Genomic DNA, 25,269 nt, shown 5'->3' with positions numbered 1-25,269 from the left:
AAGGAGTGGCGACGTAAGAAGCTAATGGAACTCTTATCTAGTTTAGCTGTAGCGCCCGGTGTATTGACAGCGTACCGAAAAGCCTTTCGGGGAGCGCGGTCGAATGGCCGGGCGTGGCCAGCGTCCGGGCCTGATAGAATGCTCGCCGATTTTTCTCGAGACCTTGCCCATGACTCTGCTCAAGTTCACCGACGTTTCCCTCGCCTATGGCGCCATGCCGTTGCTCGACAAGGTGTCCTGGCAGATCGCCCGCGGCGAGCGTGTCTGCGTCATCGGCCGCAACGGCACCGGCAAGTCCAGCATGCTGCGTCTGGTCAAGGGCGAGCAGAGCGCCGACGATGGCGAGATCTGGCGCGCGCCGGGGCTGAAGATCGGCGAACTGCCGCAGGAGCTGCCGCGTGCCGACGAGCGGACCGTGTTCGATGTGGTCGCCGAGGGCCTGGCCGGGGTTGGCGACCTGCTCGCCCAGTACCATCACCTGAGCCAGAGCATTCACAGCGACGCCGACCTGGACAAGCTCATGCACGTCCAGCAGGAGCTGGAGGCGAAGGATGGCTGGCGCCTGCAGCAACTGGTCGACAGCACCCTGAGCCGCCTGCAGCTGCCGGCCGACAAGACCCTCGCCGAGCTGTCCGGCGGCTGGCGCCGGCGCGTGCTGCTGGCCCAGGCGCTGGTGTCCGAGCCCGACCTGTTGCTTCTCGACGAACCGACCAACCACCTCGACATCGGCGCCATCGCCTGGCTGGAAGAGGCCCTGAGCGGCTTCAACGGCGCCGTGCTGTTCATCACCCACGACCGCGCTTTCCTGCAGAACCTGGCGACGCGTATCCTCGAGCTGGATCGTGGCCATCTGATCGACTGGAACGGCGACTACGCCAGCTTCCTGGTGCACAAGGAGCAGCAGCTCGCCGCCGAGGAGGCTGCCAACGCGCTGTTCGACAAGCGCCTGGCCCAGGAGGAAGTGTGGATCCGCCAGGGCATCAAGGCCCGCCGCACCCGCAACGAGGGCCGCGTTCGCGCACTCAAGGCGATGCGTGCCGAGCGCTCCGAGCGCCGCGAGCGCCAGGGCAAGGCCAGCTTCCAGGTGGAGACGGCGGAGAAGTCCGGCAAGCAGGTGATCGTCGTCGAGCACGTCGGCTTCGCCCACCCCGGTGGCGAGCCGCTGATTAGCGACTTCTCCATGGTTCTGCAGCGTGGCGATCGGATCGGCCTGCTCGGCGCCAACGGTACCGGCAAGACCACTCTGCTCAAGCTGCTGCTCGGCGAGCTGCAGCCCACCAGCGGCCGCATCGACGTCGGTACCAAGCTGGAGGTGGCTTATTTCGACCAGTTGCGCCACCAGCTGGAGCCGGAAAAGACGGTGATCGATAACATCGCCGAAGGCCGCGAGTTCATCACCATCAACGGTCAAAACCGCCATGTGCTGAGCTATCTCGGCGATTTCCTGTTCAGTCCGCAGCGCGCGCGCACCCCGGTCAAGGCGCTGTCCGGCGGCGAGCGCGCGCGCCTGCTGCTGGCCAAGCTGTTCAGCAAGCCGGCCAACCTGCTGGTGCTCGACGAGCCGACCAACGACCTGGACGTGGAAACCCTGGAGCTATTGGAAGAAATCCTGCTGGACTTCCCCGGCACCGTGCTGATGGTCAGCCACGACCGGGCTTTCCTCGACAACGTGGTGACCAGCACCCTGGTGTTCGAGGGCGAAGGCCGGGTCCGCGAATACGTCGGCGGCTACCAGGACTGGCTGCGCCAGGGCGGCTCGCCGCGCCTCTTGGGCGTCGGCGAACGCCAGGGCCGGGACGAGGCGTCGAAAAAGGAGGCTCCGGCTGCCGTCGCGGCGGAAACTGCCAGCCCGTCGACGGTCAGCAAGAAGAAGCTGAGTTATAAACTGCAGCGCGAGCTGGAGGCGCTCCCCGGCCAGATCGAGGCCGTGGAAGCGGAACTGACCGCGCTGCAGGGACGCATCGCCGATCCGGCCTTCTACCAGCAGCCGGCGGAGCAGGCCTCGGCCACCCTGGCGCGTCTGGAAAGCCTGCAGCAGGATCTGGACCGCCTGCTGGAGCGCTGGGCGGAGCTCGAGGAAAGCTGACCTGCTCGCCGGACCGGGCGCGCGGCGAGGCAGCCGGGCGCCGCGGTTTTCCTCTCAGCGACCGGCCGGAAGACAGTATGGCAATCGAATATCACATCACCCTGGATGAGCAGCACGCCTTCAGCTATCGCATCGAACTGGAGCGAGGCTATGACCGCACGCACGCCGAGGCTGCGCCCGGCTGGACGCGCCTGGAATACCAGCAGTGCAGCAACTGCCCGCTGAGTCCGGCGCAGTACAGCCACTGCCCGGCGGCGCTCGACCTGCAGGGGGTGATCGAGGACTTCCTGGGCCTGCCGGCGTTCCAGAAGGCGCAGGTCCGGGTGTGCACGCCGGAACGGGAGTATCGCAAGCAGGTCAGTCTGGAGGAGGGCGTGCGTTCCCTGCTCGGGGTGATCATGGCGACCAGCGCCTGTCCCCGGCTGGCTCGCCTGCGGCCCATGGCGCAGCAGCATCTGCCGTTCGCCAGCCAGCAGGAGTTCGCCCTGCGCGCGGTATCGCTCTACCTGGCGCGGCAGTATTTCAACTGCCGGGAAAGGCGCCACGCCGACTGGGAGTTGAAAGGCCTGGTGCGCCTCTTCCAGCAACTGCAGCTGGTCAACCAGGCGTTTTGGCAGCGCATCCATGCCACCTGCGGCGGCGACTCGAATCTCAAGGCCTTCCTGACCTTCTTCTCCATGGCTTCCAGCATGAGCTATTCGCTGGAGATCCAGCTCGCGAAGATCCGTCCGCTGGTGATGAGCGCCGACGAGGACTGAGCGCGGCCCCTCTCCCGGCCGGGAGAGGGGCGATTCTTCACTCGGGTTTCTTCAGGCGTACCGCCAGCACGTCGCAGGGCGCGCCGTGCAGCAGGTCGTTGGCGGTCGAGCCGAGCAGCAGGGCGAGGCCGTGGCGGCCATGGCTGCCGACCACGATCAGGTCGCATCCCTGCTCCCTCGCCAACTGGTGGATTTCCTGGCGCGGCTGGCCGAAGAGGATATGCCGTCGCTCGGGCAGCAGTTCGGGATACTGGCTGGCGAAGGCTTCGACCCGCTCGCGCGCCTGATCGGTCTGTTGCTGCTGCAGCGTCGACAGGTCCATCGGCACGTCTCCGCCGAAGGCCATGGCCATCGGCTCGACGATATGCACCAGCGACAGCCGGGCCTGGAAGCAGTTGGCTAAGCCGATGGCGCGGCGGATGACCGGATGGCACTCGTCGGTGAGATCGACGGCGGTCATGATGTGTTGGTAGGGCATGGTCGTGTCCTGTGCGGTGGGCCTGCAGCAAGTATGACGCCCGATCGCCAACAGAAAAGTCTCCGGCGGCACTAATGCGCGATTCCTTGAGCCATGGCAAGGCGGCGTGGGGGGCCGGCCGCCTCCGGCAAACGCGCAACGCAGTGTCCGGGCCAAACAGTGGAGGGGGCTGGTATCGTGCATGCCGTCCCTGCTGGCGCCGACCCAGCGCGGCATGCGGCGCTACGGCACCCGGAGGGGGGGATGGACATCCGGTGTTGCGGTTCTGGCAGACCTGACTGGCAGATAGCCTACGCCGCCTCGCTCAGCAGTTCGCATTCTTCGGCGCAGTGCTGGCAGGTCTGGGCGCATTCCTGGCACTCGGCCAGGCGCTGCCGGGCGCATTCCTCGGCGCAGGCTTCGCAGGTCCGCGCGCACAGGCGGCAGAGGATTTTCGCCCATTCGCTTTCCCGCACCATCAGCAGGGCGGTCAGGCGGCAGACGTCGGCGCAGTCCTGGCTGAGTTCCATGCAGCGGCTCAGGGTTTGCGGATCGGTTTGCCGGCAGGCCCTGGCGCACTCGTCGCAGGCGACGGCGCAGGCGCTGCAGGCCCGGATGCCGGTCGCGTAATCCACCATGGTCATGGCTACCTCCTCGCTGCGCTGACCCTACCCAAAAATCGACCAGCAGTCCGGCGCCGGGTTCATGGGCAGGTGACGGACGGCCATAGCGCTTCAGGCGTTCTGGATGGCGCCGGCGACGCAGCGCTGCCAGGCGTCGAGGAACTCCTCGGGCCGGCCGCCGGGATGGAATACGCGACCCCAGATCCGCGCTTGTCCCGGCAGGTCGTCGGCGCTGGGCAGGGGCAGTTGCTGCGCCTCCACCAGCAGCCAGGCGATGGCGGTGGCGTAGCGCAGGTTGACCGTCAGCTCCAGGTGCGGCGAAATCAGGAAGGCATGCTGGCTGGCCAGGCCGCGGACATGGCTGGCCAGGTCCGGGTTCAGGGCCAGGTAGCGGTCCCAGAGCTGCAGGTGGCTGGCTTCGCGGATGCCGTAGAGACCGTGGCCGTGGTGCCGGTGCAGGGCTGCGCCCAGCGCCGACTGGGTGGCCGCGATGCCCAGCAGCAGGGCTTCGGCGGCATCGGAGGAGCGCCCGAGGTAGAACAGGGTCGGGCGGATCACATGCTTGCTCAGTTCGCTGGCTGCAATGCCCATGGTGGATCTCGCAAGGAAAGGTGTCCGGCGGGGCTTTGGAAGAATTATCGGTCCGGATGAAGCGCCTCGCTGGAAGCGGGTGTGGAGCCTCGAGGTGCTCCGCCGACCGCTTGAGTTGAAGTCTAGTGCGATCTTTGGGCTGTAAATTACTGTTTTTAAATTATTTCCACTTGGGCTTTTCCGGGCCATATAGCGGCCGGTGCTTAGACCGGCCGCTATATGGCTCCCGACGGGACGGCTCAATCCCCCGTGGCGATGGGTCTGGAGTGATCGGTCAGCCACTCGCTCCAGGAGCCGGCGTAGAGTGGTGCCAGCGGGTAGCCGGCGAGGCTCAGGGCGAACAGGTTGTGGCAGGCGGTGACACCCGAGCCGCAATAGGCGACCAGTTGCTGGGGGGGGCGTTCGCCGAGAAGGTTGGCGAAGCGCTCGCGCAACTGCTCGGCCGGCAGGAAGCGGCCGTCGGCGCCGAGGTTTTCGGTGAAGGGCGCGCAGTGGGCGCCGGGGATGTGCCCGGCGACCGGGTCGAGGGGCTCCACCTCGCCGCGGAAACGGGGCAGGGCGCGGGCGTCGAGCAGGGTCAGTCGCACATCGCCGAGGCGCGCCAGGAGGTGCTGCGCCTCCACCAGCAGGTCGGGATCGGGCTGGCCCTGGAAGGTGCCGGCGGCCGGGGCGGGCAGCTCGGCGGTCAGCGGCAGGCCGGCGGCGCGCCAAGCGTTCAGGCCGCCGTCGAGGATAAACACGCCGTCGTGCTTGCCGAGCCAGGCGAGCAGCCACCAGGCACGGGCGGCGAAGGCGCCGGGGCCGTCGTCGTAGAGCACCACCGGGCTGGCGTTGTCGATGCCCCAGGCGCGCAGGCGTTCGACCAGCAGGAGCGGATCGGGCAGCGGATGGCGGCCGGTTACGCCCTTCTGTACCGGGCCGGAGAGGTCGCGTTCCAGGTCGGCGAAGCGGGCGCCGGGGATGTGCTCCTGGGCGTAGCTGCGCGCGCCGTAGGCCGGGTCTTCGAGGGCAAAGCGGCAGTCGAGGATGCGCAGGTCCGGCTGGTCGAGGCGGGCCGCCAGTTGGGCGGGGCTGAGCAATTGCGCGTGGGACATGGGGGGCTCCTTGTCGTTCGGTGGGGGAGTTTCCGGAGGCTGCGAGTCTGCGGTCCGCCGCGGAAAACGCCAAGCCGTTCGGGGTGAGCGCCGATGCCGTTTGGCCGGGCCCGGAGCGCTGGATATACTGCATGTCCTCTGGCGACCGTGCGCCGTATTTCACAGTATGGATGCTGCCGCGCCAGCCGTGTCCGACGCCGGGTTCGCCCCGCCACCGTCCGTGCGCTGCGCTGTTGCTGCGGCCAGTCAACAAGGAGCCTTCGTGGCCATCGATATTCATTGGATCCGCGACGACGCGAGCCTTGCCAGCCATTGCGCGAGCTGGCGGCAGTTGCCCTTCGTCGCCCTCGATACCGAGTTCGTGCGGGTCGACACCTTCTATCCGCAGACCGGCCTGGTGCAGGTCGGCGATGGCCGCAGCGCCTACCTGGTCGACCCGTTGACCATCGGCGACTGGCGGCCGTTGGCCGGGCTGCTGGAGGACCCGGCGGTGGTCAAGGTGCTGCATGCCTGCAGCGAGGACCTGGAGGTGCTGCTGCGCCTGACCGGCAGCCTGCCGCAGCCGCTGTTCGACACCCAACTGGCCGCCGCTTACCTCGACCTGGGCTTTTCCATGGGCTACTCCCGGTTGGTCCAGGCGGTGCTGGGCATCGAGCTGCCCAAGGGCGAGACCCGTTCCGACTGGTTGCAGCGCCCCTTGAGCGAGCTGCAGATCCGCTATGCCGCCGAGGACGCGGTGCACTTGGCGGAGCTCTATGTCGCGCTGGTCGAGCGGTTGCCGGAGGACAAGCGCGCCTGGACCCTGGAGGACGGCACCGAGCTGGTCGCCAACCTGCGCCGCGAGGTGGCGCCCGAGGAGCTTTACCGCGAGGGACGGCTGGCCTGGAAGCTGAGCCGCCAGCAGCTCGCCGTGCTGCGCGAGCTGTATGCCTGGCGCGAGCGCGAGGCGCGCCGGCGCGACCAGCCGCGCAACCGTATCCTGCGCGAGAACAGCCTGTGGCCGCTGGCGCGCTTTCAGCCGACCGATCTGGTCGGTCTCGGGCGGATCGAAGACATGCACCCGCGCACGGTGCGCCAGGATGGCGAGACCCTGCTCCGGCTGATCGCGGAAAGCGGCGCCACGCCGCCGGAGAGCTGGCCGGAGCCGTTGCCCGAGCCGCTGCCGATGGAGGCCTCGGCGCTGCTCAAGAAGCTGCGGGCGTTCGGCCAGGCCGAGGCCGCACGCCTGCAGATTGCTCCGGAGCTGGCACTGCGCAAGAAGATTCTCGAAGCCCTGCTGAAAAGCGGCTTCCCCAACGGCCCCTACCGGCTGCCCGATACGCTGCGCGGCTGGCGCCGCGAGCGTCTGGGCCAGGCCCTGCTCGACTGCCTCGGCGGAGAACGACCATGAAGTGCATCTGTTCCATCTACAAGAGTCCGCGGCGTCGGGAAATGTATCTCTACGTGGAGAGGAGGGACGCCCTGGAGCGGGTGCCCGAAGCCCTGCTGGCGGCTTTCGGCACGCCGCAGCACGCTTTCGACTTGGTGCTCTCGCCCGAGCGGACCCTCGCGCGCGAGGATATCCACAAGGTATTGGAGAACCTCGGAAAGCAGGGCTACCACCTGCAGATGCCGCCACCGGATGAGGTGGACGACTACATCGAGCACCTGCCGGACGAGCTGTTGCGGCTGAACGACCCGCTCTGAGGGCGCTACCCGACCGCTCGACGCCGTCCGGTCTTGGCCGGATCTCCGGTACTGGCTAGACTTCCCCCCTTTTCACGGTGGCGGTAGTTCCCATGGCGGCGAAAGTCGAACCCTTCTGGAAGCGCAAGACCCTCGACCAGCTCGACTCCGCGGAGTGGGAGTCGCTGTGCGACGGTTGCGGCCTGTGCTGCCTGCAGAAACTCGAGGACGAGGAGGACGGCGGCGTCTACTACACGCGCATCGCCTGCCGCCTGCTCGACCTGGAAACCTGCCGCTGCCGCGACTATGCCAACCGTCGCCGCTCGGTTCCAGACTGCATCCAGCTCACTCCGGCCCAGGCCGGCGCATTCCAGTGGCTGCCGCCGACCTGTGCCTATCGGCTGGTCGCCGAGGGGCAGGACCTGCCGCTCTGGCATCCGCTGGTCTGCGACGATCCCCAGGCGGTCCATCGCGAGCGGATCTCCCAGGCCGGGCGCATGCTCAGCGAAACCACGGTGTCCGAGGACGACTGGGAGGACTACCTGATCTTTCGCGCCGGCTGAGCCGGCGACCGGCGGGCTCGAGGGCCGACCCGCTGCGACGCTTCCCTCCGCGCCCGGCCAGGCGGCACACTTGCCCCGTCCGTCCCGCCAAGGAGCTTTCCCATGCCTGCCCGCCCGAACCTGCCGTTCTGCGCCGTCCTGCTGGTCGCGGCCGCCCCCTCCTGGGCGGCGAACAAGGTCGATCTGGACTACCACGTGCGCTTTCTGCCGCAGAGCGACCAGGCCGAGGTGCGTCTGACCCTGGAGCAGGGCAGCGCGGTTCGCAGCCTGCGCTTCGAGCTGGGTGAGCAGGGCCGCTACAGCGATTTCCAGGCCGACGGGCAGTGGCAGCAGGAGTCGCCCGGCACCGGTACCTGGCGGCCGGGGGAGGGCAAGAGCAGTCTGAGCTACCGGATGCGGGTCGACCACGTGCGCGCCTCCGGGCGCTTCGATGCGCGGATGACCGAGCACTGGGCGCTGCTGCGCGGCGACGACTTGGTGCCCAGCGCCCATCTGGAGCAGCAGGACGGCGTGGAGCTGGTGGCACGCCTGGAGTTCGAGCTACCCGAGGGCTGGAAAAGCGTCGAAACCGGCTGGCCGCGCATCGGCAAGAACCGTTTCCGCATCGACAGTCCGGCGCGGCTGTTCGACCGGCCGACCGGCTGGTTGCTCGCCGGCCGGCTCGGCGTGCGGCGTGCCACCCTGGGCGACACCGAGGTCAGCGTGGCGGCGCCGCTCGGCGAGGGCGTGCGGCGGATGGACATCCTGACCCTGCTGACCTTCGTCTGGGACGAATACCAGGCGGTGTTCCTGCGCGAGCCGGGCAAGCTGCTGGTGGTCGGTGCCGGCGATCCGATGTGGCGCGGCGGCTTGTCGGCGCCCAACTCCCTGTACATGCACGCCGACCGTCCGCTGGTCAGCGAAAACGGCACCAGTTCCCTGTTGCACGAACTGGTGCACGTGTTCGCCCGGATTCACGATGTCGACGAAAGCGACTGGATCAGCGAGGGGCTGGCCGAGTACTACGCCATCGAGCTGCTGCGCCGCGCCGGCGGACTCGGCCAGGATCGCTACGAGAGGGTTGCTCAGCACCTGGCCGACTGGAGTCGCAAGGTCCAGAGTCTGCGCGGCGAGCGTGTCAGCGGCGCGGAAACCGCCCGTGCCGTGCTCCTGCTGCAGCAGCTCGACGGGGAAATCCGCACGCGCAGCGAGAATCGCCATTCGCTGGACGATGTGGTGCGGGGGCTGATGCGCATGGAGCGGGCCGGTACCGACGACTTCATCGCGATCAGCGAAAACCTCATGGGTGGCAAGTCGCAGGTGCTGGATACGCCGCTGCTGGCGATCGAGAAGCAACCCTGAGAAAAATGTTCGATTTTGTGAGGTTCATTACAAATCGGTACGTCCATGTAATCTTTACCCCAGCCGCAATCTGCGAGGCAGCGGCTTGGGCGTCAAGAAATCTTTCCAGATCGGCCATTCTTCGTTGTATGGCAAAATGCCATGACAGGGCATGTGAATTGCAGCGTTTCGGCAGGCGTTATTGACTGTTTTCTTGTCTTGCCGAGGTACGTGCAAAAATGGCTTACAACATTACCTGGACGGCCGAGTTCGAAACCGGCATCGCGATCATCGACGATCAGCACAAGCACATTTTCGACTACCTGAACGAGATCGACCGGGCGATTGCCTGCAAGTCGGTCGAGGAAATCGAGCGGGTGATCAAGGCGATCATCGACTACTCCATTTCCCACAACACCTTCGAGGAAAGCCTGATGGAAAAGGCCGGCTATCCGCTGCTCGAGGCCCATCACCAGGTGCACGAGCGCTTCAAGGAGCGCGCCCACGCCTACGGTGCGCGCTTCGAGAAGGGTGAGGACCCAATCCGCCTGGCACGGGAAGTGCGAGGCGATATCGGCCTGTGGCTGACCAACCACATCAAGCGCGACGACAAGCACTACGTGAGCGATGTGAAGCGCAGCCTGGAGGGCGGCTTCGTCGCCCGGATGCTGGCCAAGTTCTTCTAAGCGGCGAGGCGCCCGGCGGCGCGAGGGCGTCCTGGCGCGACCCTCAGCGCTGGCTGTCGGCCAGACCCAGCACCTTGAGCAGGAAGGCATATTCCAGGGCCACGTCCTTCAGCGCCTGGTAGCGCCCGCTCATGCCACCATGGCCGGCGCCGAACTCGGTCTTCAGCAGCAGCAGGTTGTCGTCGGTTCGGCTGGCGCGCAGCTTGGCGACCCATTTCGCCGCTTCCCAATACTGCACCCGGCTGTCGTGATAGCCGGCCACCGCGAGGATCGCCGGGTAGGCCTGGGCGCGCACGTTCTCGTAGGGCGCGTAGGCCTTGATCCGCGCATGGACCTCGGGATCGTGCGGGTCGCCCCACTCGTCGTATTCGGTGACGGTCAGCGGCAGCTCGGGATTGTGCATGGTGTTCAGCACGTCGACGAAGGGCACCTCGGCGATCGCCGCGGCGAACAGCTCCGGGCGCCGGTTGAGTACGGCGCCGATCAGCAGGCCGCCGGCGCTGCCGCCGCTGATCGCCAGGCGGTCGGCAGAGGTAAAGCCCTGGGCGATCAGGTGTTCGGCCACGGCGATGAAGTCGCCGAAGGTGTTTTCCTTGTGCTCCAGCCTGCCGGCGCGATACCAGGCCTCGCCTAGCTCGCCGCCGCCGCGCACGTGGGCGATGGCGAAGACGAAGCCGCGCTCCAAGAGGCTCAGTCGGGCATGCGAGAACCAGGGGTCGAGGCTTTCGCCATAGGCACCGTAGCCGTAGAGGTAGAGCGGGGCGGGCCGGCCCAGGGTGTCGCGGCGGGCGACCAGGCTGATCGGGATGCGCGCCCCGTCCGCGGCCTCGGCCCAGAGCCGCAGGCTCTGGTAGTCGTCGGCATTGAACGGGCCTTCCACCGGGGTTTCCTTGAGCACCTGCTGGGCGCCGTCGACCAGGCTCAGTTGGCGGATCTGCGACGGGCGGTTGAGTGCCTCGTAGCGCAGGCGGATCGCCGCGCTGTCGAACTCCAGGCTGTCCTGGACGTCCAGGCTGTAGGCGGCGTCCGGCAGCTCGACGCGATAGGGTGTGGCCTCGGCCGGGTGTACCTCGACGATCGGCAGGCCCTGCTCGCGCAGGCTGAGAACGAAGCCGCCGGCATTCAGGCTGAGGTCCTCGATCATTCGCGCTGCGTCGTGGCCGATCCGCGGCCGCCAGTGCTCGCGGCTGGGCGAGCCTTCGGGCGCCTGGTAGACGGCGAAGTTGATGCCGTCCTGGTTGCTGCGGATCAGCCAGCCCCAGTCGCCGTCGATGCGACCGTGGTCGGGGTAGTACTCGTGGCCCTCCTGGCGCGGCGCCAGGCAGATGAAGGCTTTCTCTGGGCGCTCGGCGTCCAGCACCCAGGCCTCGCAGGTGGTCTTGCTGTTGCTGAGGAGAACCAGCTGGCGCTCGGAGCTGGCGCGGTAGCAGTGGATGAAGAAGCGCCCGTCCGGCTCGTTGAACACCAGCTCGGCTTCGTCGGCGCCGAGCCGGTAGCGGTACAGCTTGTGCGGGCGCTGGGTGTCGTCCAGCTCGGCGAAGAACAGCGTTTCGCTGTCGTTGGCCCAGGTCATGCTGCCGTTGCAGTCTTCGAAGGGCAGCTCGTGGAGCTCGCCGCCGTCCAGCTCCTGGACGAACAGTCGGTAGATCTCGTCGCCGCTGGTGTCCAGGCTGTAGGCCAGACGAGCATGGTCGGGGCTGATCTCGAAGGCGCCGAGCGACAGGTAGCCGCCGTCGGCCAGGGCGTTGGGGTCGAGCAGCAGTTCCTCGCATCGCTCGTCGGTCCGCAGCGAGCCGTCCGTCGGGCGCGGGCAGCGGTAGTGGCGCGGGTATTCGTCGCCGGCCGTGGTGCGCTGGTAGTACAGGTAGGGGCCCCAGGGCACCGGCAGGGAGAGGTCGGTTTCGCGAATGCGGCCCTTGATCTCCTGGAACAGGGTTTCGCGCAGCGCGCCGACATCCGCGAGCTCGGCCTCCAGGTAGGCGTTCTCGGCCTCCAGGTAGGCGAGCACCGGCGGCTTGTCGCGCTGCTCCAGCCAGCGGTAGGGATCGGCGGGATGGTTCCCGACACGGGCGAGGGGGGCTTGCGGCATGGTGGCTCCTGGCGTCCGACCGCGCGGCTTCCGGCAGTGGCGCCGCAGCGGGGAAATGTCGTTATCATAAGCACCCTTCCGCCAGTCTCACACCGCCATGATCGAGAACGACTATCTGCTTGCCTGGGCCGTCTACGGCATCGCCGCACTCGGCTGCCTGCTGGTCTGGTTCCGGCTGACCCGCTGGATGTGGCGCGGGTTGCGCGAGCCCTTGCGGCTGATCGTGGCGGTGCTGCTGCTGACCCCGACCATCGTCGATCCGGGCAAGGAACTGTTCGCCCCGGCCGTCGCCATCGCCGCCCTCGACCTGCTGTTTGGCGTCGGTAACAATGCCTGGCGTGCGGTGGCCGATCTGGCGCTCTACGGGATGATCGCCGTGGCTGCGTACCTGCTGCTGGCGGCGCTGCGCTGGGTGCTCTGGCGCCGCCGCGGGGCCGGGGTGTCCCCGGCGGTCGACGACGAGCCGACCGTGCGCGAACTGATGGCCCGCGGCGAGGCCGGCGGGAGCCCGGGGCGGCAGGGCCTGCGTGTCGAGCCGCGGCTCTGAAACCGGACCACAGGCGTCTGCGAGGGGGCCCGCGATGTGCGAACTGCTCGGCATGAGTGCCAACGTCCCGACCGATATCGTCTTCAGCTTCACCGGCCTGATGCAGCGCGGCGGGCGCACCGGCCCGCACCGCGACGGCTGGGGCATCGCCTTCTACGAGGGACGCGGCGTGCGGCTGTTCCAGGACCCGGCGGCGAGTGCCGATTCCGAGGTGGCCCGGCTGGTGCAGCGCTATCCGATCAAGAGCGAGCTGGTCATCGGCCATATTCGCCAGGCCAACGTCGGGCGGATCTGCCTGGCCAACACCCATCCCTTCGTGCGAGAACTCTGGGGCCGCAACTGGTGCTTCGCCCACAACGGGCAACTGGCGGACTTCCAGCCGCCGGCGGGGTTCTACCGGCCGGTGGGGGACACCGACAGCGAGCGGGCTTTCTGCGATCTGCTCAACCGGCTGCGCGAGGCCTTTCCCGAGCCGGTCGACGTCTGGACGCTGCTGCCGACCCTGGTGGGCGCCTGCAACGAATACCGCGGCAAGGGCGTCTTCAACTGCCTGCTGGGCAACGGCGACTGGCTGTTCAGCTTCTGCAGCACCAAGCTGGCGCAGATCACCCGTCGCGCGCCCTTCGGTCCGGCGCGGCTGAAGGATGCCGACCTGACCGTGGACTTCCAGGCCGAAACCACCCCGAACGACGTGGTGACGGTGCTGGCCACCGAGCCCCTGACCGCCAACGAGACCTGGCTCGCCCACCGGCCGGGCGAGTGGACGCTCTGGCGGCTCGGCGAGTGCGTTTCCCGCGGCGAGGTCGCGCCCGTCTGAGCCGAGCGGCGGGCCGGGCTCACTTGGCCAGAAAGCGCATGCTTTCTTCGAGGCCGCTCAGGGTCAGCGGGTACATGTGCTGTCCGACCAGCTCGCGGACGATCTGGATCGAGCTGCCGTAGTTCCAGACGCGCTCGGGGGACGGATTGATCCAGACGAGCTTGCGGTAGGTTTCCGTGAAGCGTTGCATCCACGCTAGGCCGGGTTCCTCGTTCCAGTGCTCGACGCTGCCGCCGGGCTGGAGGATTTCGTAGGGCGACATGGAGGCGTCGCCGACGAACACCACCTTGTAGTCCGGGCCGTACTTGTGCAGCAGGTCGTGGGTCGCGATGCGCTCGGAATGGCGCCGGCGATTGTCGGTCCACAGGCTCTCGTAGACGAAGTTGTGGAAGTAGTAGTGTTCCAGGTGCTTGAACTCGCTGCGGCAGGCGGAGAACAGCTCCTCGCAGACCTTCACGTGGGCGTCCATCGAGCCGCCGATGTCCAGCAGCAGAAGCAGCTTCACCCTGTTGTGCCGTTCCGGGCGCAGCTGGATGTTGAGCAGGCCGGCATCCCGCGCGGTGTGGGCGATGGTGGCGTCGAGATCGAGCTCCTCGGCGGCCCCTTCGCGGGCGAAGCTGCGCAGGCGGCGCAGTGCCATCTTCAGGTTGCGAGTGCCCAGCTCGACCTGGTCGTCGAGGTTGCGGTATTCGCGCTGTTCCCAGACCTTGACCGCCTTGCCCTGACGCGCCCCGGCCTCGCCGACGCGGATGCCTTCGGGGTGGTAGCCGCCCGAGCCGAACGGGCTGGTGCCGCCGGTGCCGATCCACTTGCTGCCGCCGGCGTGCCGCTCCTTCTGCTCTTCGAGGCGCTTCTTGAAGGTCTCGAGCAACTGTTCGAGGCCGCCGAGGGACTGGATCTGCGCCTTCTCCTCGTCGCTCAGCAGGCGCTCGAACTCCTTGCGCAGCCATTCCTCGGGAATCAGCGCCTCGAGCAGGGCATCGAGGTTCTCCAGCCCCTGGAAGTAGGCGGCGAAGGCCCGGTCGAACTTGTCGAAATGCCGTTCGTCCTTGACCAGGATGGTGCGGGCCAGGAAGTAGAAGGCATCCATGTCGGCGAACACCAGCGGCTGCTCGAGCGCCTCGATCAGGTCGAGCAGCTCGCGCAGCGAGACCGGCACCTTGGCCGCACGCATTTCGTTGAACAGGTTGAGCAGCATGAACAGGCTCCCGTGGGGGTTCCGGGCTACCGGTTGGCGCGGCGGGTCATGAAGGCCAGGCGTTCCAGCAGTTGCGTGTCCTGCTCGTTCTTCACCAGGGCGCCGGCCAGCGGCGGGATGGCTTTGGTCGGATCGCGCTCGCGCAGCGCCGCGAGGTCGATGTCGTCGGCCAGCAGCAGCTTCAGCCAGTCGACCAGCTCGGAGGTGGAGGGTTTCTTCTTCAAGCCGGGAATCTCCCGCACGTCGAAGAACAGGTCCAGCGCCTCGGCCACCAGTTGGCCCTTGATGCCGGGGAAGTGCACGTCGACGATCTTCTGCAGAGTCTCGCGGTCGGGGAAGGCGATGTAGTGGAAGAAGCAGCGGCGCAGGAAGGCGTCGGGCAGCTCCTTCTCGTTGTTCGAGGTGATGACCACGATCGGCCGCTGGTGGGCCTTGACGGTTTCGCCGGTCTCGTAGACGAAAAACTCCATGCGGTCGAGTTCCTGCAGCAGGTCGTTGGGGAACTCGATGTCGGCCTTGTCGATCTCGTCGATCAAGAGGACTACCCGCTCCCCGGCCTCGAAGGCCTCCCACAGCTTGCCCTTGCGGATGTAGTTGCGCACGTCGTGGACCTTGTCCACGCCCAGCTGCGAGTCGCGCAGGCGACTTACCGCATCGTATTCGTAGAGGCCCTGCTGGGCCTTGGTGGTGGACTTGATGTGCCAGGCGATCAGCCGGGTGCCCAGGGACTCCGCCAGCTGTTCGGCGAGCAGGGTCTTGCCGGTGCCCGGCTCGCCCTTGACCAGCAGAGGGCGCTGCAGGGTGATGGCGGCATTGACGGCGAGCTTGAGGCTGTCGCTGGCTACATAGGTGGAGGTGCCCTGGAACTTCATCGTGAATCCTCGCATGCTGGCGCCGGTGTGCGCCGGCCTTCCTTCGTTGAGCCTGGGGTCGACTATAGCGCGCAGGCGCCGGGGCGGGAACGACGGGATCTGGACGGCGTTTGTGCCGCGACTTAGGCTTGCGCATCCTAAGCGCATACATCAATAAGGAACGCGCCATGAGCCGCATCTATGCCGACAACGCACAATCCATCGGCAACACGCCGCTGGTCAAGATCAACCGTCTGGCCCCGCAGGGCGTGACCATTCTGGCCAAGATCGAGGGACGCAACCCGTCCTATTCGGTCAAGTGCCGGATCGGTGCCAATCTGGTCTGGGACGCCGAGGCCAGTGGGCGCCTGAAGCCCGGCATGACCCTGGTCGAGCCGACCTCGGGCAATACCGGCATCGGCCTGGCCTTCGTCGCCGCGGCGCGTGGCTACAAGCTGATCCTGACCATGCCGGCGTCGATGAGCCTGGAGCGGCGCAAGGTGCTCAAGGCCCTGGGCGCCGAGCTGGTGCTCACCGAGCCGGCCAAGGGCATGAAGGGGGCCATCGAGAAGGCGACCGAGATCGCCGCCTCGAATCCCGAGCTGTATTTCATGCCGCAGCAGTTCGACAATCCGGCCAACCCGGCGATCCACGAGAAGACCACCGGCCCGGAAATCTGGAACGACACCGATGGTGCAGTGGATGTGCTGGTCGCCGGGGTCGGCACCGGCGGCACCCTCACCGGCGTGTCCCGCTACATCAAGCAGACCTGCGGCAAGCCGCTGCTCTCGGTGGCCGTCGAGCCGGCCGGCTCGCCGGTGATCAGCCAGACCCTGGCCGGCGAGGAGGTCAAGCCCTCGCCGCACAAGATCCAGGGTATCGGCGCCGGCTTCGTGCCGAAGAATCTGGACCTGTCGCTGGTCGACCGGGTCGAGCGGGTCACCGACGACGAGGCCAAGAGCATGGCCCTGCGCCTGATGCGCGAGGAGGGCATCCTCTGCGGGATTTCCAGCGGCGCGGCGATGGCTGCCGCGGTGCGTCTGGCCGAAACCGAGCCGTCGCTGCAGGGCAAGACCCTCGTGGTGATCCTGCCGGACTCCGGCGAACGCTACCTGTCGAGCATGCTGTTCGAGGGGCTGTTCAGCGAGCAGGAACTGCTCCAGTAACGGCCGGCGAGGTGCAGTGGGGCCATCTTCCGCTGCGTTTGTGGGCGAAGCTGCACGATTCGCCGCTCTGCCTTTTTGATTCGGGTCAGGCCCCCGGAGGGAAACTGGGGCTATCCTGAAAAAAGATGGTGCAGGTTGCCCCTGCAGCCGCTGCCACACTTGGTCGTTACCGGAGGACTGGTCATGAACGCTTGGCTCAATCGTTTACTTGCCGATCTCGCTACCCTGTTCGGTCTGGATGCCGCCGGGCGCCTGCAGCCCATCCCCCTGGAAAGCGACGAACGTCGCCGTCTGGCCGAGGAGCGCGCCCGCCGCCGCTGATCGTCGACATGGCCAGGGCGCCGGCTGGCGCCTTGTCCCGTTTTCCGTGCCGCTTGAGCTGTGGCAGACTGCTCCGCCGAGGAGAGTCCATGCCGCGTTCCTGTTGTCCCCGTTGTGCACGTCCGCTGAGCCACTGCCTGTGCGCGCTCGTTCCCCGATTGTCCAGCCGTACCCGGGTGCTGATCCTGCAGCATCCGGCAGAGGCGTCCCATGCGCTGAATACCGCACGGCTGGCCGCGCTGGCGCTGAGCAATGGCGAGTTGCGGGTGGGCGAGACCTTCCCCGAGCTGGCGGCGGAGCTGGCGCACGGCACCTACCGCCGCTGCTTGCTGTTTCCGGGTACACAGGCCATGCCGCTGGCCGAGTTGGTGCAGGACGGGCGCCCCCTGCAGTTGATCGTGCCGGACGGCACCTGGCGCAAGGCGCGCAGGATTCTCCATGTCAATCCGTCGCTGGCGGCCCTGCCGCGGGTCGCCCTGCCGGAGGGGTTGCAGTCGCGCTACCGGCTGCGCAAGGCGCCCATGGCCGGGGCTCTGTCGACCCTCGAGGCCATCGTCTGCGCCCTGAACATTCTCGAAGGGGATGCGCGCTTCGATGCCATGCTGCGTCCCTTCGAGGCACTGATCGAGGGGCAGATCGCGGCGATGGGGGAAGCGGTCTACCGGCGCAACTATGCTGGCGGCCCGGAGAGGTAGGTCAGCCGGCCCGTACCGGTCGGGTCTTCTGCCTGAGGATGTAGCGCGTGACCAGCACGGCGCTGGCGAGCATGAAGAGGCGGGCAGAAGCCAGCGGGATCAGGTAGCAGGACAGCAGAATGCTCGTCCACATCAGGCCGACCGCGTAGACCTTGCCCTTGAGGGGAATGCCTTCGCCGTCGAGGTAGTCGCGGACCCAGGGGCCGAGGTGGGGATGGCCGATCAGCCAGAAATAGAAGCGCTGCGAGCTTCGCATGAAGCAGGCCGCGGCCAGCAGCAGGAAGGGCGTGGTCGGCAGCAGCGGCAGGAAGATGCCGATCACCCCCAGCGCCAGGCTGAGCAGGCCGATGGCCTGCAGGGCGTGGCGTACCAGGCGGGAGCGGCTTTCGCGGACGGTCCGCGGCATCCCCTCGCTCTCAGTGATGACGCGGCTTGAGCAGCGCGGGTTTTTCCTCGGGGGCGTGGCAGAGCAGGAACAGCGTGGTGAGCAGGTCCGGAATCTGCTGGATCATCTCGTCCACCAGCTTGCGGTCATGGGCGATTTCCGCGAAGTCCGGCTGGTCCTCGAACAGGCCGGAGGCGATCATGATCGGCAGCAGCAGCTCGCTGACTTCCTCCTCGGACTCCTCGAACCAGGCTTCCTCGCGCAGGAAGACCCCCTCCATGAAGCCGATGCACCAGCCGCGCAGGTCGGAGTCGTCGGGGCTGTCGCCTAGGTCGAGTTCGCAAGGCAGCTCGGGGTCTTCGTCGCTGGCCAGCTGGCGAGCGATGTGCGCCTTGAGCTGGAGCAGCGTGGCCTCGATCTCTTCCCGCTCGGCATCGCTGCGATAGTGCGGCGGCTCGGCGAACAGGGCGTCGATCCACTCCTGCTCGGGCACGGGGTCCGGGCAGATCGACAAAGCCGTCAGGTAGCCATGGGCAGCGACGTAGTCCAGAGCCTCTTCGTGCAGATCGTCGGCGTCGAGAAAGGCTTGCAGGCGGGACAATTGCTCGGCGAAGGACATGGCGCGACTACCTTGAAGGTTGGGGAGGCTGGATTTTAGCCCGGATAACGCCCGGCGGCGTGTCGCGGCGCGGTTTTTTTCGTGGCCGGTCGCAGGGGCAACGCGCGGTCGCCGCCGAAGCGAGGCCGCCAACCGGGCGCTCACGTATAATGCGCCGTTTCATGGCGGCCCCGTCCGGAGCCGTGCAGCCGACTCAACCCGACGAGCCGCCCGGCCTCGTTGCTCCGCTTGGAGTGTCCATGCTCGAACAGGCCCAACGCATCCTCAAGGACGTCTTCGGTTACGACGCGTTTCGCGGCAACCAGGCGGCAATCATCGAGCGCGTCGCCCGCGGCGACGACGCCCTGGTGCTGATGCCGACCGGCGGCGGCAAGTCGCTCTGCTATCAGGTCCCGGCGCTGCTGCGCGAGGGGCTGGCGGTGGTGGTGTCGCCACTGATCGCGCTGATGGAGGATCAGGTTTCCACCCTCGACGAACTGGGTGTGCCGGCGGTGGCGCTGAATTCCACGCTGAGCGCCGACGAGCAGCAGGAGATCGCCGAGCGGATCCGTCTGGGCGAGATCAAGCTGCTCTATCTGGCCCCGGAGCGTCTGGTGCAACCGCGCATGCTGGCCTTCCTGCAGCGTCTGCCGATCGCCCTGTTCGCCATCGACGAGGCCCACTGCGTGTCTCAGTGGGGGCACGATTTCCGGCCCGAATACCTGCAGCTGGGTCAGCTCGCCGAGCTGTTCCCGCAGGTGCCGCGCATCGCCCTGACCGCCACGGCGGACAAGCGCACCCGCGAGGAAATCGTCCAGCGCCTGCACCTGGAAAATGCCGAGCGCTTTCTTTCCAGCTTCGACCGGCCGAACATCTTCTACCGCATCGTCGCCAAGGATCAGCCGCGCAAGCAGCTGCTCGGCTTTCTCGCCGAGCGGCGCGGCGACGCCGGGATCGTCTACTGCATGTCGCGGAAGAAGGTCGAGGAAACCGCGGCCTTTCTCAGCGAACAGGGTTTTCCGGCGCTGCCGTACCACGCCGGACTGTCCAACGAGCTGCGTGCCCTCCACCAGAAGCGCTTCCTCAACGAGGAGGGGCTGATCATGGTGGCGACCATCGCCTTCGGCATGGGCATCGACAAGCCCAACGTGCGCTTCGTCGCCCACCTCGACCTGCCCAAATCGCTGGAGGCCTATTACCAGGAAACCGGCCGGGCCGGGCGCGACGGCCTGCCGGCGGACGCCTGGATGGCCTACGGCCTGCAGGACGTCATCTTCCTCAAGCAGATGCTCAGCAGTTCCGAAGGAGACGAGCGGCACAAGCGCATCGAGCAACACAAGCTCGACGCCATGCTGGCGCTGTGCGAGGAGACCCGTTGCCGCCGCCAGGCGCTGCTGGCCTATTTCGACGAGGAGCTGGCCAAGCCTTGCGGCCATTGCGACAACTGCGTCGACGGCGTGCAGACCTGGGACGCCACCGAGGCCGCCCGCCAGGCACTGTCGACCATCTATCGCAGCGGCCAGCGCTATGGCGTCGGTCATCTGGTGGACATCCTGCTCGGCCGCGACAACGACAAGGTGCGCGGCTTGGGCCATCAGCATCTGTCGGTGTTCGGCGTCGGCAAGGCGCGCGGCGAAGGGGAGTGGCGCACGCTGTTCCGCCAACTGGTCGCCCGTGGCTTGGCCGACGTGGATCTGGACGGCTACGGCGGCCTGCGCCTGAACCAGAGTTGCCGGGCACTGCTGCGCGGCGAGGTGAGCCTGGAACTGCGCCGTGACCTCAACAAGTCGCAGACGCCGCGGCCGACGGCCAGCGCCGCCAGCCAACTGGTCCGGCATGACGAGCGCGAGCAGTGGGAGGCGCTGCGCACGCTGCGCCGCAAGCTGGCGGAAGAGCACTCGGTGCCGCCCTATGTGATCTTCCCCGACGCCACGCTGCTGGAAATGCTGCGCAGCCGGCCGCGCTCGCTGTCCGAGATGGGGCGGGTCAGCGGCGTCGGTGCGCGCAAGCTGGAGCGCTATGGCGAGGCTTTCCTCGAGGTGCTCAACGAGGCCGGCGAGGCGCCGAAGCCGGTGACCGACCTGCGCCACGAACTGGTCAGCCTGGCCCGTGCTGGCATGACGCCGGCGCAGATCGCCCATCAGTTGGACTGTACGGAAAAGAACGTCTACAGCCTGCTGGCCGAGGCCATCGGCCGTCGTCAGCTGACCCTCGAACAGGCGCTCGACCTGCCCGAGGAGTTGCTCGGCGAGATCCACGATGCCTTCCTCGACGGCGACGGCGAGCTGCCGCCGGTCGCGGCACTGGCCGAGCGGTTCGGCGGGCGGGTTCCGCAGGGGGTGCTGCTCTGCGTGCGTACGGCCCTGCAGGCCGAGTTCGAGCCCTGAGCGGCGCGTTGCGCCGAGGCGGCCTTTTACATCTTCTGACTAAAAAGTCGCGTGGCATATTGTTCGGCTTGCGGTTACGGTTAGCTTACTAATAATTAGTCCAAGTACCGGTGCGAGCTTTTCTATGACCTACTTGAATCAGCATCGTTTTGCGATGCAACTTGCTCAGTTGTCGCGTGCCTGGCGTGCCGAGCTGGATCGCCGGCTGTCCGGAATGGGGTTGTCGCAGGCGCGCTGGCTGGTGCTGCTGCATCTGGCCCGCTTCGAGGCCCGCGTCGGCAAGTGGCCGACCCAGCGCGAGCTGGCCAAGAGCGTGGCGGTCGAGGGGCCGACCCTGGCGCGGCTGCTGGATACCCTGGAGGCGCAAGGGCTGGTCAGACGCCAGGCGGTGGCCGAGGATCGGCGGGCCAAGCAGATCGTGCTGGACCCGGTGGCGCTGCCGATGATCGAGAAAATCGAGGCGATCTCCTCCGAGTTGCGCCAGGAGCTCTTCGACGGCATCGATCCGGAGGAACTGCGCCTCTGCCAGCAGGTGCATGCGCGGATTCTCGCCAACCTGGAAAAGCTCTGAAGCGCCGCGCCCTGGCTGCGGCAGTCCGGGGCGCTCGGCCGGCAGGGACGCATACCCGTGCCGCGGCGCTATCCTGGTAGCTAGCCGTCACAGTTTCCCGGAGGCGCCATGAGTACGGCCAAGCCGGAAATCGTCATCACCTACTGCACCCAGTGCCAGTGGCTGCTGCGTGCCGCCTGGCTGGCCCAGGAGCTGCTCAGCACCTTCGGCGAGGATCTCGGCAGGGTCAGCCTGGAGCCGGGCCGCGGCGGGGTGTTCCGCATCGCCTGCGACGGCGTGCAGATCTGGGAGCGCAAGGCCGACGGCGGCTTTCCCGAGGCCAAGGTGCTCAAGCAGCGCGTGCGCGACCGGATCGATCCGGGACGCGATCTCGGCCACAGCGACCGATCCTGAGTCCCGCTGCGGCGCCTGGGCGGGCGCTGTCACCGAATCGACCCGGCACCGTCACGGCGCCTTCATCCCCGGCGCGGAAGATCGGTTAAACCCTGCCGGAGATCGCCCATGAGCAGCGCCCAATCCTTCCCGCCGAGCGACAAGCAATCCGTCCGCACGCTCTGGATTTCCGATGTCCACCTCGGTACGCGGGACTGCAAGGCCGAGCATCTGGCACGCTTTCTCAAGCGCTATCGTGCCGATACCCTCTATCTGGTCGGCGACATCATCGATGGCTGGCGGTTGCGCAGTGGCATCTACTGGCCGCAGGCGCACACCAATGTCATCCGTCGCCTGCTGACCCTGAGCAAGCGCGGCACCACGGTGATCTACGTCACCGGCAACCACGACGAGTTCCTGCGCCGCTATTCCGCACTGGTGTTGGGCAACATCCAGCTGGTCGACGAAGCCGAGCACGTCACCGCCGATGGCCGGCGGCTGCTGGTGATCCACGGCGACCAGTTCGACGTGGTCACCCGCTGCCACAGGTGGCTGGCCTTCCTCGGCGACTCCGCCTACGGCGTCACCCTGGTCCTCAACCGCTGGCTCAACCACTGGCGCGAGCGCTGGGGCTACGGCTACTGGTCGCTGTCGGCCTTCCTCAAGCACAAGGTGAAGACCGCGGTGAACTTCATCGGCGACTTCGAGGAGGCCATCGCCCATGAATGTCTGCGCCGCGGCTTCAACGGCGTGGTCTGCGGGCACATCCACCATGCGGAAATCCGTCGCCTGGGCGCGGTGGAGTACCTCAACTGCGGCGACTGGGTGGAGTCCTGCACGGCGCTGATCGAGCATTGGGACGGCACCATCGAGCTCTATCGCCTGGCCGATGAGCAGGCGCTCCTGGCACGGCGGGGAGCGGAACTGGCGAGCGTCGTCGGGACGGCCGCATGAGGATTCTGCTCGTCAGCGATGCCTGGCTACCGCAGGTCAACGGCGTGGTCACCAGCCTGCAGTCGCTGATCGGTGAGTTGCGCGAGCTGGGCCACGAGGTGAAGCTGCTGTCGCCTGCCGACTTCCGGGCCCGACCCTGTCCGACCTATCCGGAGATTCCGCTGGTCTGGGATCTCTGGCGGGTGGGGCCGGCGATCCGCGCGTTTCGCCCGGATTGCGTGCACCTGGCCACAGAGGGACCGTTGGGCTGGGCCGCCCGGCACTGGCTGACGAGACGCGGGATGGCCTTCTCCACGGCCATCCACACCCGTTTCCCGGAGTATGTCCATACCCGCTGGCCGTGGTTGCCGCTGCGCTGGGGCTATGCCCTGCTGCGCACCTTCCACCGGCCGAGCCGCGCGGTGCTGGTGAGTACCGCGCGCTTGCGCGAGGAGTTCCGGCACTGGCGCCTGCCGCGCCTGGTCATCTGGCGCAAGGGCGTGGATACCCGTCTGTTCGTTCCCCTGCGGGAGCGGCCGAAACCGGAGCGGCCGATCTTTCTCTATGTCGGGCGCATCGCCCCGGAGAAGAACCTGGAGGCCTTCCTGGCGCTCGACCTGCCGGGCGAGAAACGGGTGGTCGGCGACGGGCCGCAGCGCGCGGAACTCGAAGCGCGCTATCCCGAGGCGAGCTTTCTCGGCTATCGCCATGGCCGGGAACTCGCCGCGGCCTATGCGGAGGCCAGCGTGCTGGTGTTCCCCTCGCGTACCGACACCTACGGCCTGGTGATGCTGGAGGCGCTGGCCTGCGGCACCCCGGTGGCGGCGTTTCCGGTGCCGGGCCCGTTGGACGTGGTGGAGGCGGGGGTGAGCGGTGTGCTCGACGAGGATCTTGGCCAGGCCTGCCTGGCCGCGCTGACTCTGGACCGCACGCGCTGTGCCGAGCTGGCCGGCCGGCAGTCCTGGCGCGCCTCGGCACTCGAGTTCCTGGCCCATCAGGTGCTGCTGGATGGCGAACCGTGCATCCGGCCGCCGGCGCGGGCGGGATTCCACGCGGATGTCCTGGCCGATTAGGGGCGGCGCCGTATCGGTACCCCGAGCGCCGAAACTACCCTGTCGAAGCCAGCAGGCAGGTCGCTGAGTTCGCGGCGAAAACGGCCTGCGCCGCCCGGTACGTGTCCGCCTCGGGCCATGGCGAGGATGCCGGTTCGCTTCACGGACGCGGGAAAGCCTGCCGAGTACCATCCGGCTCATCGGAGCCTTCAGCTGCTGCCGGTTCGCCTGGCGCTTCCACCCGGGGGCGTCAGGTTGTCGGCTGCCTGTTCGGCAAGCTGAAGTATTATTGGCAGATCGTCACGCGTCATTGGACGAAGGCCCGTCATTTCAAGGGCGTGTGGCCTTCGCGGCTGTTCTGCCATGGCTACGCTGGTACGTCGACACGCCCTCGCATAAGGACACGCTCTTGATCCCCCGTTACGAACCGACCTTCGCCGAGCGCTATCCTGTTCCGCTGTTCGTCGCTCTGTTGGATCTGCTGATTGTCGTGGTGGCAGGCTTTGCGGCGTACTACCTCCGCTTCGACGATTTCGACATGTCCGGGCGCTACAACACCGCGACCTCGCTGGGGGGGATCGTCGTGGTGTTCTGTCTGGCGCTGGGCGGCGTCTACGGTTCCCAGCGAGGCCAGCCGTTCCTGCGTCAGTTCCGCGTGCTGACCATCGCCTGGCTCGCCGCATCGGGCATCCTGCTCTCGCTGTCCTTCCTGCTCAAGGTGTCGGAAAGCTACTCGCGACTCTGGTTCGTCAGCATGCTGCTGATCGGCTGGGGTCTGTGCCTGCTGCTGCGTTTTTCCGCCTTTCTGCTGCTGCGTCGCTTGCGGGGGGCCGGCAGGAACCTGAAAACCGTGCTGCTGGTGGATTCGGGCGGGCTTTCCGCAGGCCAGTTGAACAGCGGCCACATACGGGAAGAATACGGCTTCAAGGTGGTCTTTACCCTGCGCTTCAGCAATGACGAGGGGTGGCTGGACAGCCTGGTCGCCAAGGTGAACGAGCATGGGGTGCACGAGGTCTGGCTCTGCCTGCCGCTGAGCGAAGGGGGCGCCGTCCGTTCGGTCCTCTATGCGCTGCGCCACCATACGGTGGCGATACGCTTCATTTTCCATAGAAAGGGTTGAAACCACCGGCTTTCAGCCGGTTAGCTTTAGCCTCCGGAGGCGGATACGGAGGGCTGAGGGGTGGAATACCGATACGGGAGTCACACGGTCTACCAGATCGAATATCACTTCGTGTGGGTGACGAAGTATCGCTACAAGGTGCTGAGTGGTGAGGTGGCGGAGCGAGTGCGGGAGTTGGTGCGGCAAACGTGTGAGGCGTTTGAGATCCGGATAGTGAAGGGCGTGGTGAGCAAGGAGCACGTGCACATCTTGGTGAGTAGCCCGCCGGGTTTGGCGCCGAGCGAGATCATGAGGCGGATCAAGGGTCGAACGGCGAGCCGGTTG

Annotated in this window: 28 protein-coding genes; 19 read left to right on the top strand and 9 right to left on the bottom strand. The window is 67.1% G+C overall.

What is annotated here, in order from left to right:
• The first annotated feature begins 169 nt into the window (after positions 1 to 169).
• The gene (locus tag BMY22_RS14340; protein WP_090623227.1) at positions 170 to 2,086 is read left to right on the top strand and encodes an ATP-binding cassette domain-containing protein; all 1,917 of its coding nucleotides are present in this window, start codon (positions 170 to 172) and stop codon (positions 2,084 to 2,086) included.
• 77 nt (positions 2,087 to 2,163) lie between these two features.
• Positions 2,164 to 2,844: a DUF6901 family protein gene (locus BMY22_RS14335; RefSeq protein ID WP_090623180.1), complete on the top strand. Its 681-nt coding sequence runs from the start codon at positions 2,164 to 2,166 to the stop codon at positions 2,842 to 2,844.
• Between the two features lie 37 nt (positions 2,845 to 2,881).
• Here the strand turns inward: BMY22_RS14335 and BMY22_RS14330 are convergent, their stop codons facing one another.
• The 4 genes from BMY22_RS14330 to BMY22_RS14315 all read right to left on the bottom strand — a co-directional run bounded on the left by BMY22_RS14330 (position 2,882) and on the right by BMY22_RS14315 (position 5,609).
• Positions 2,882 to 3,322, bottom strand: a complete 441-nt coding sequence (locus BMY22_RS14330; RefSeq protein WP_090623178.1) for a universal stress protein — start codon at positions 3,320 to 3,322, stop codon at positions 2,882 to 2,884.
• A gap of 290 nt (positions 3,323 to 3,612) precedes the next feature.
• Positions 3,613 to 3,945, bottom strand: a complete 333-nt coding sequence (locus tag BMY22_RS14325; RefSeq protein ID WP_090623176.1) for a four-helix bundle copper-binding protein — start codon at positions 3,943 to 3,945, stop codon at positions 3,613 to 3,615.
• A 90-nt stretch (positions 3,946 to 4,035) separates the two neighbouring features.
• Positions 4,036 to 4,515, bottom strand: coding sequence for a hypothetical protein (locus BMY22_RS14320; protein WP_090623173.1), 480 nt, complete (start codon positions 4,513 to 4,515; stop codon positions 4,036 to 4,038).
• Between the two features lie 239 nt (positions 4,516 to 4,754).
• A complete protein-coding gene (locus BMY22_RS14315; RefSeq protein ID WP_090623172.1) occupies positions 4,755 to 5,609 on the bottom strand; it encodes a sulfurtransferase in 855 nt (284 codons plus the stop codon).
• 262 nt (positions 5,610 to 5,871) lie between these two features.
• On the opposite strand from BMY22_RS14315, the gene rnd reads away from it, so the two are divergent.
• The 5 genes from rnd to BMY22_RS14290 all read left to right on the top strand — a co-directional run bounded on the left by rnd (position 5,872) and on the right by BMY22_RS14290 (position 9,843).
• Positions 5,872 to 6,999 carry a ribonuclease D gene (rnd, locus tag BMY22_RS14310; RefSeq protein ID WP_090623169.1) on the top strand — a complete coding sequence of 376 codons (1,128 nt, stop codon included), beginning with the start codon at positions 5,872 to 5,874 and terminating at the stop codon, positions 6,997 to 6,999.
• A complete protein-coding gene (locus BMY22_RS14305) occupies positions 6,996 to 7,295 on the top strand; it encodes a YcgL domain-containing protein (protein ID WP_090623166.1) in 300 nt (99 codons plus the stop codon). The genes rnd and BMY22_RS14305 overlap by 4 nt, the downstream gene beginning before the upstream one ends.
• Positions 7,296 to 7,387: 92 nt before the next feature.
• Positions 7,388 to 7,837 (top strand): YcgN family cysteine cluster protein, encoded by a 450-nt coding sequence (locus tag BMY22_RS14300; protein WP_090623164.1) that lies wholly within the window; start codon positions 7,388 to 7,390, stop codon positions 7,835 to 7,837.
• A 102-nt stretch (positions 7,838 to 7,939) separates the two neighbouring features.
• A complete protein-coding gene (locus tag BMY22_RS14295) occupies positions 7,940 to 9,178 on the top strand; it encodes a M61 metallopeptidase family protein (protein WP_090623161.1) in 1,239 nt (412 codons plus the stop codon).
• A gap of 218 nt (positions 9,179 to 9,396) precedes the next feature.
• On the top strand, positions 9,397 to 9,843 hold the full coding sequence (locus BMY22_RS14290) for a bacteriohemerythrin (protein WP_090623159.1): 447 nt from the start codon (positions 9,397 to 9,399) through the stop codon (positions 9,841 to 9,843).
• Between the two features lie 43 nt (positions 9,844 to 9,886).
• On the opposite strand, the gene BMY22_RS14285 is transcribed toward BMY22_RS14290, so the two are convergent.
• Positions 9,887 to 11,932 carry a S9 family peptidase gene (locus BMY22_RS14285; RefSeq protein WP_090623157.1) on the bottom strand — a complete coding sequence of 682 codons (2,046 nt, stop codon included), beginning with the start codon at positions 11,930 to 11,932 and terminating at the stop codon, positions 9,887 to 9,889.
• Between the two features lie 97 nt (positions 11,933 to 12,029).
• Here BMY22_RS14285 and BMY22_RS14280 point away from each other — a divergent pair, with 97 nt between their 5' ends.
• The gene (locus tag BMY22_RS14280; protein ID WP_090623155.1) at positions 12,030 to 12,479 is read left to right on the top strand and encodes a hypothetical protein; all 450 of its coding nucleotides are present in this window, start codon (positions 12,030 to 12,032) and stop codon (positions 12,477 to 12,479) included.
• Positions 12,480 to 12,513: 34 nt separating this feature from the next.
• The gene (locus BMY22_RS14275; RefSeq protein WP_090623153.1) at positions 12,514 to 13,296 is read left to right on the top strand and encodes a class II glutamine amidotransferase; all 783 of its coding nucleotides are present in this window, start codon (positions 12,514 to 12,516) and stop codon (positions 13,294 to 13,296) included.
• Positions 13,297 to 13,315: 19 nt separating this feature from the next.
• Here BMY22_RS14275 and BMY22_RS14270 read toward each other — a convergent pair whose 3' ends face one another.
• Both BMY22_RS14270 and BMY22_RS14265 read right to left on the bottom strand, forming a co-directional pair.
• The gene (locus BMY22_RS14270) at positions 13,316 to 14,494 is read right to left on the bottom strand and encodes a vWA domain-containing protein (RefSeq protein ID WP_090623151.1); all 1,179 of its coding nucleotides are present in this window, start codon (positions 14,492 to 14,494) and stop codon (positions 13,316 to 13,318) included.
• A gap of 26 nt (positions 14,495 to 14,520) precedes the next feature.
• Complete coding sequence (locus tag BMY22_RS14265) at positions 14,521 to 15,366, bottom strand: AAA family ATPase (RefSeq protein ID WP_090623148.1); 846 nt, start codon at positions 15,364 to 15,366, stop codon at positions 14,521 to 14,523.
• Positions 15,367 to 15,533: 167 nt separating this feature from the next.
• On the opposite strand from BMY22_RS14265, the gene cysK reads away from it, so the two are divergent.
• From cysK to BMY22_RS14255, 3 genes are all read left to right on the top strand, one after another.
• Positions 15,534 to 16,511 carry a cysteine synthase A gene (gene cysK / locus BMY22_RS14260; RefSeq protein ID WP_090623147.1) on the top strand — a complete coding sequence of 326 codons (978 nt, stop codon included), beginning with the start codon at positions 15,534 to 15,536 and terminating at the stop codon, positions 16,509 to 16,511.
• Between the two features lie 183 nt (positions 16,512 to 16,694).
• Positions 16,695 to 16,832 (top strand): PA1414 family protein, encoded by a 138-nt coding sequence (locus tag BMY22_RS24400; protein ID WP_165493812.1) that lies wholly within the window; start codon positions 16,695 to 16,697, stop codon positions 16,830 to 16,832.
• Between the two features lie 89 nt (positions 16,833 to 16,921).
• A complete protein-coding gene (locus tag BMY22_RS14255; protein WP_090623146.1) occupies positions 16,922 to 17,527 on the top strand; it encodes a tRNA-uridine aminocarboxypropyltransferase in 606 nt (201 codons plus the stop codon).
• Position 17,528: 1 nt separating this feature from the next.
• Here BMY22_RS14255 and BMY22_RS14250 read toward each other — a convergent pair whose 3' ends face one another.
• Positions 17,529 to 17,933 (bottom strand): YbaN family protein, encoded by a 405-nt coding sequence (locus BMY22_RS14250; protein WP_090623143.1) that lies wholly within the window; start codon positions 17,931 to 17,933, stop codon positions 17,529 to 17,531.
• 10 nt (positions 17,934 to 17,943) lie between these two features.
• Positions 17,944 to 18,531 carry a UPF0149 family protein gene (locus BMY22_RS14245; protein WP_090623141.1) on the bottom strand — a complete coding sequence of 196 codons (588 nt, stop codon included), beginning with the start codon at positions 18,529 to 18,531 and terminating at the stop codon, positions 17,944 to 17,946.
• 239 nt (positions 18,532 to 18,770) lie between these two features.
• Between BMY22_RS14245 and recQ the strand changes: the two genes are divergently transcribed.
• The 7 genes from recQ to tnpA form a co-directional block, all read left to right on the top strand.
• Positions 18,771 to 20,897, top strand: a complete 2,127-nt coding sequence (recQ, locus tag BMY22_RS14240; RefSeq protein WP_090623139.1) for a DNA helicase RecQ — start codon at positions 18,771 to 18,773, stop codon at positions 20,895 to 20,897.
• A 124-nt stretch (positions 20,898 to 21,021) separates the two neighbouring features.
• Entirely contained in the window at positions 21,022 to 21,468 is a 447-nt protein-coding gene (locus BMY22_RS14235) for a MarR family transcriptional regulator (RefSeq protein WP_090623137.1), read from the top strand.
• A gap of 108 nt (positions 21,469 to 21,576) precedes the next feature.
• A complete protein-coding gene (locus BMY22_RS14230) occupies positions 21,577 to 21,861 on the top strand; it encodes an Rdx family protein (protein ID WP_090623135.1) in 285 nt (94 codons plus the stop codon).
• Positions 21,862 to 21,969: 108 nt separating this feature from the next.
• Entirely contained in the window at positions 21,970 to 22,794 is an 825-nt protein-coding gene (locus BMY22_RS14225; RefSeq protein WP_090623133.1) for a UDP-2,3-diacylglucosamine diphosphatase, read from the top strand.
• Entirely contained in the window at positions 22,791 to 23,846 is a 1,056-nt protein-coding gene (locus BMY22_RS14220; RefSeq protein WP_090623131.1) for a glycosyltransferase family 4 protein, read from the top strand. The genes BMY22_RS14225 and BMY22_RS14220 overlap by 4 nt, the downstream gene beginning before the upstream one ends.
• A 388-nt stretch (positions 23,847 to 24,234) precedes the next feature.
• Positions 24,235 to 24,945, top strand: a complete 711-nt coding sequence (locus BMY22_RS14215; protein WP_090623128.1) for a Rossmann-fold NAD(P)-binding domain-containing protein — start codon at positions 24,235 to 24,237, stop codon at positions 24,943 to 24,945.
• Between the two features lie 60 nt (positions 24,946 to 25,005).
• Positions 25,006 to 25,269 (top strand): IS200/IS605 family transposase (gene tnpA, locus BMY22_RS14210; protein ID WP_143068498.1); only part of this gene is annotated, 264 nt, incomplete at its 3' end.

The organism is Azotobacter beijerinckii, from assembly GCF_900110885.1.
Classification (GTDB): domain Bacteria; phylum Pseudomonadota; class Gammaproteobacteria; order Pseudomonadales; family Pseudomonadaceae; genus Azotobacter; species Azotobacter beijerinckii.
Note: the sequence above shows the minus strand (reverse complement) of the source record. Positions and strands in the feature narration are given on the sequence as shown.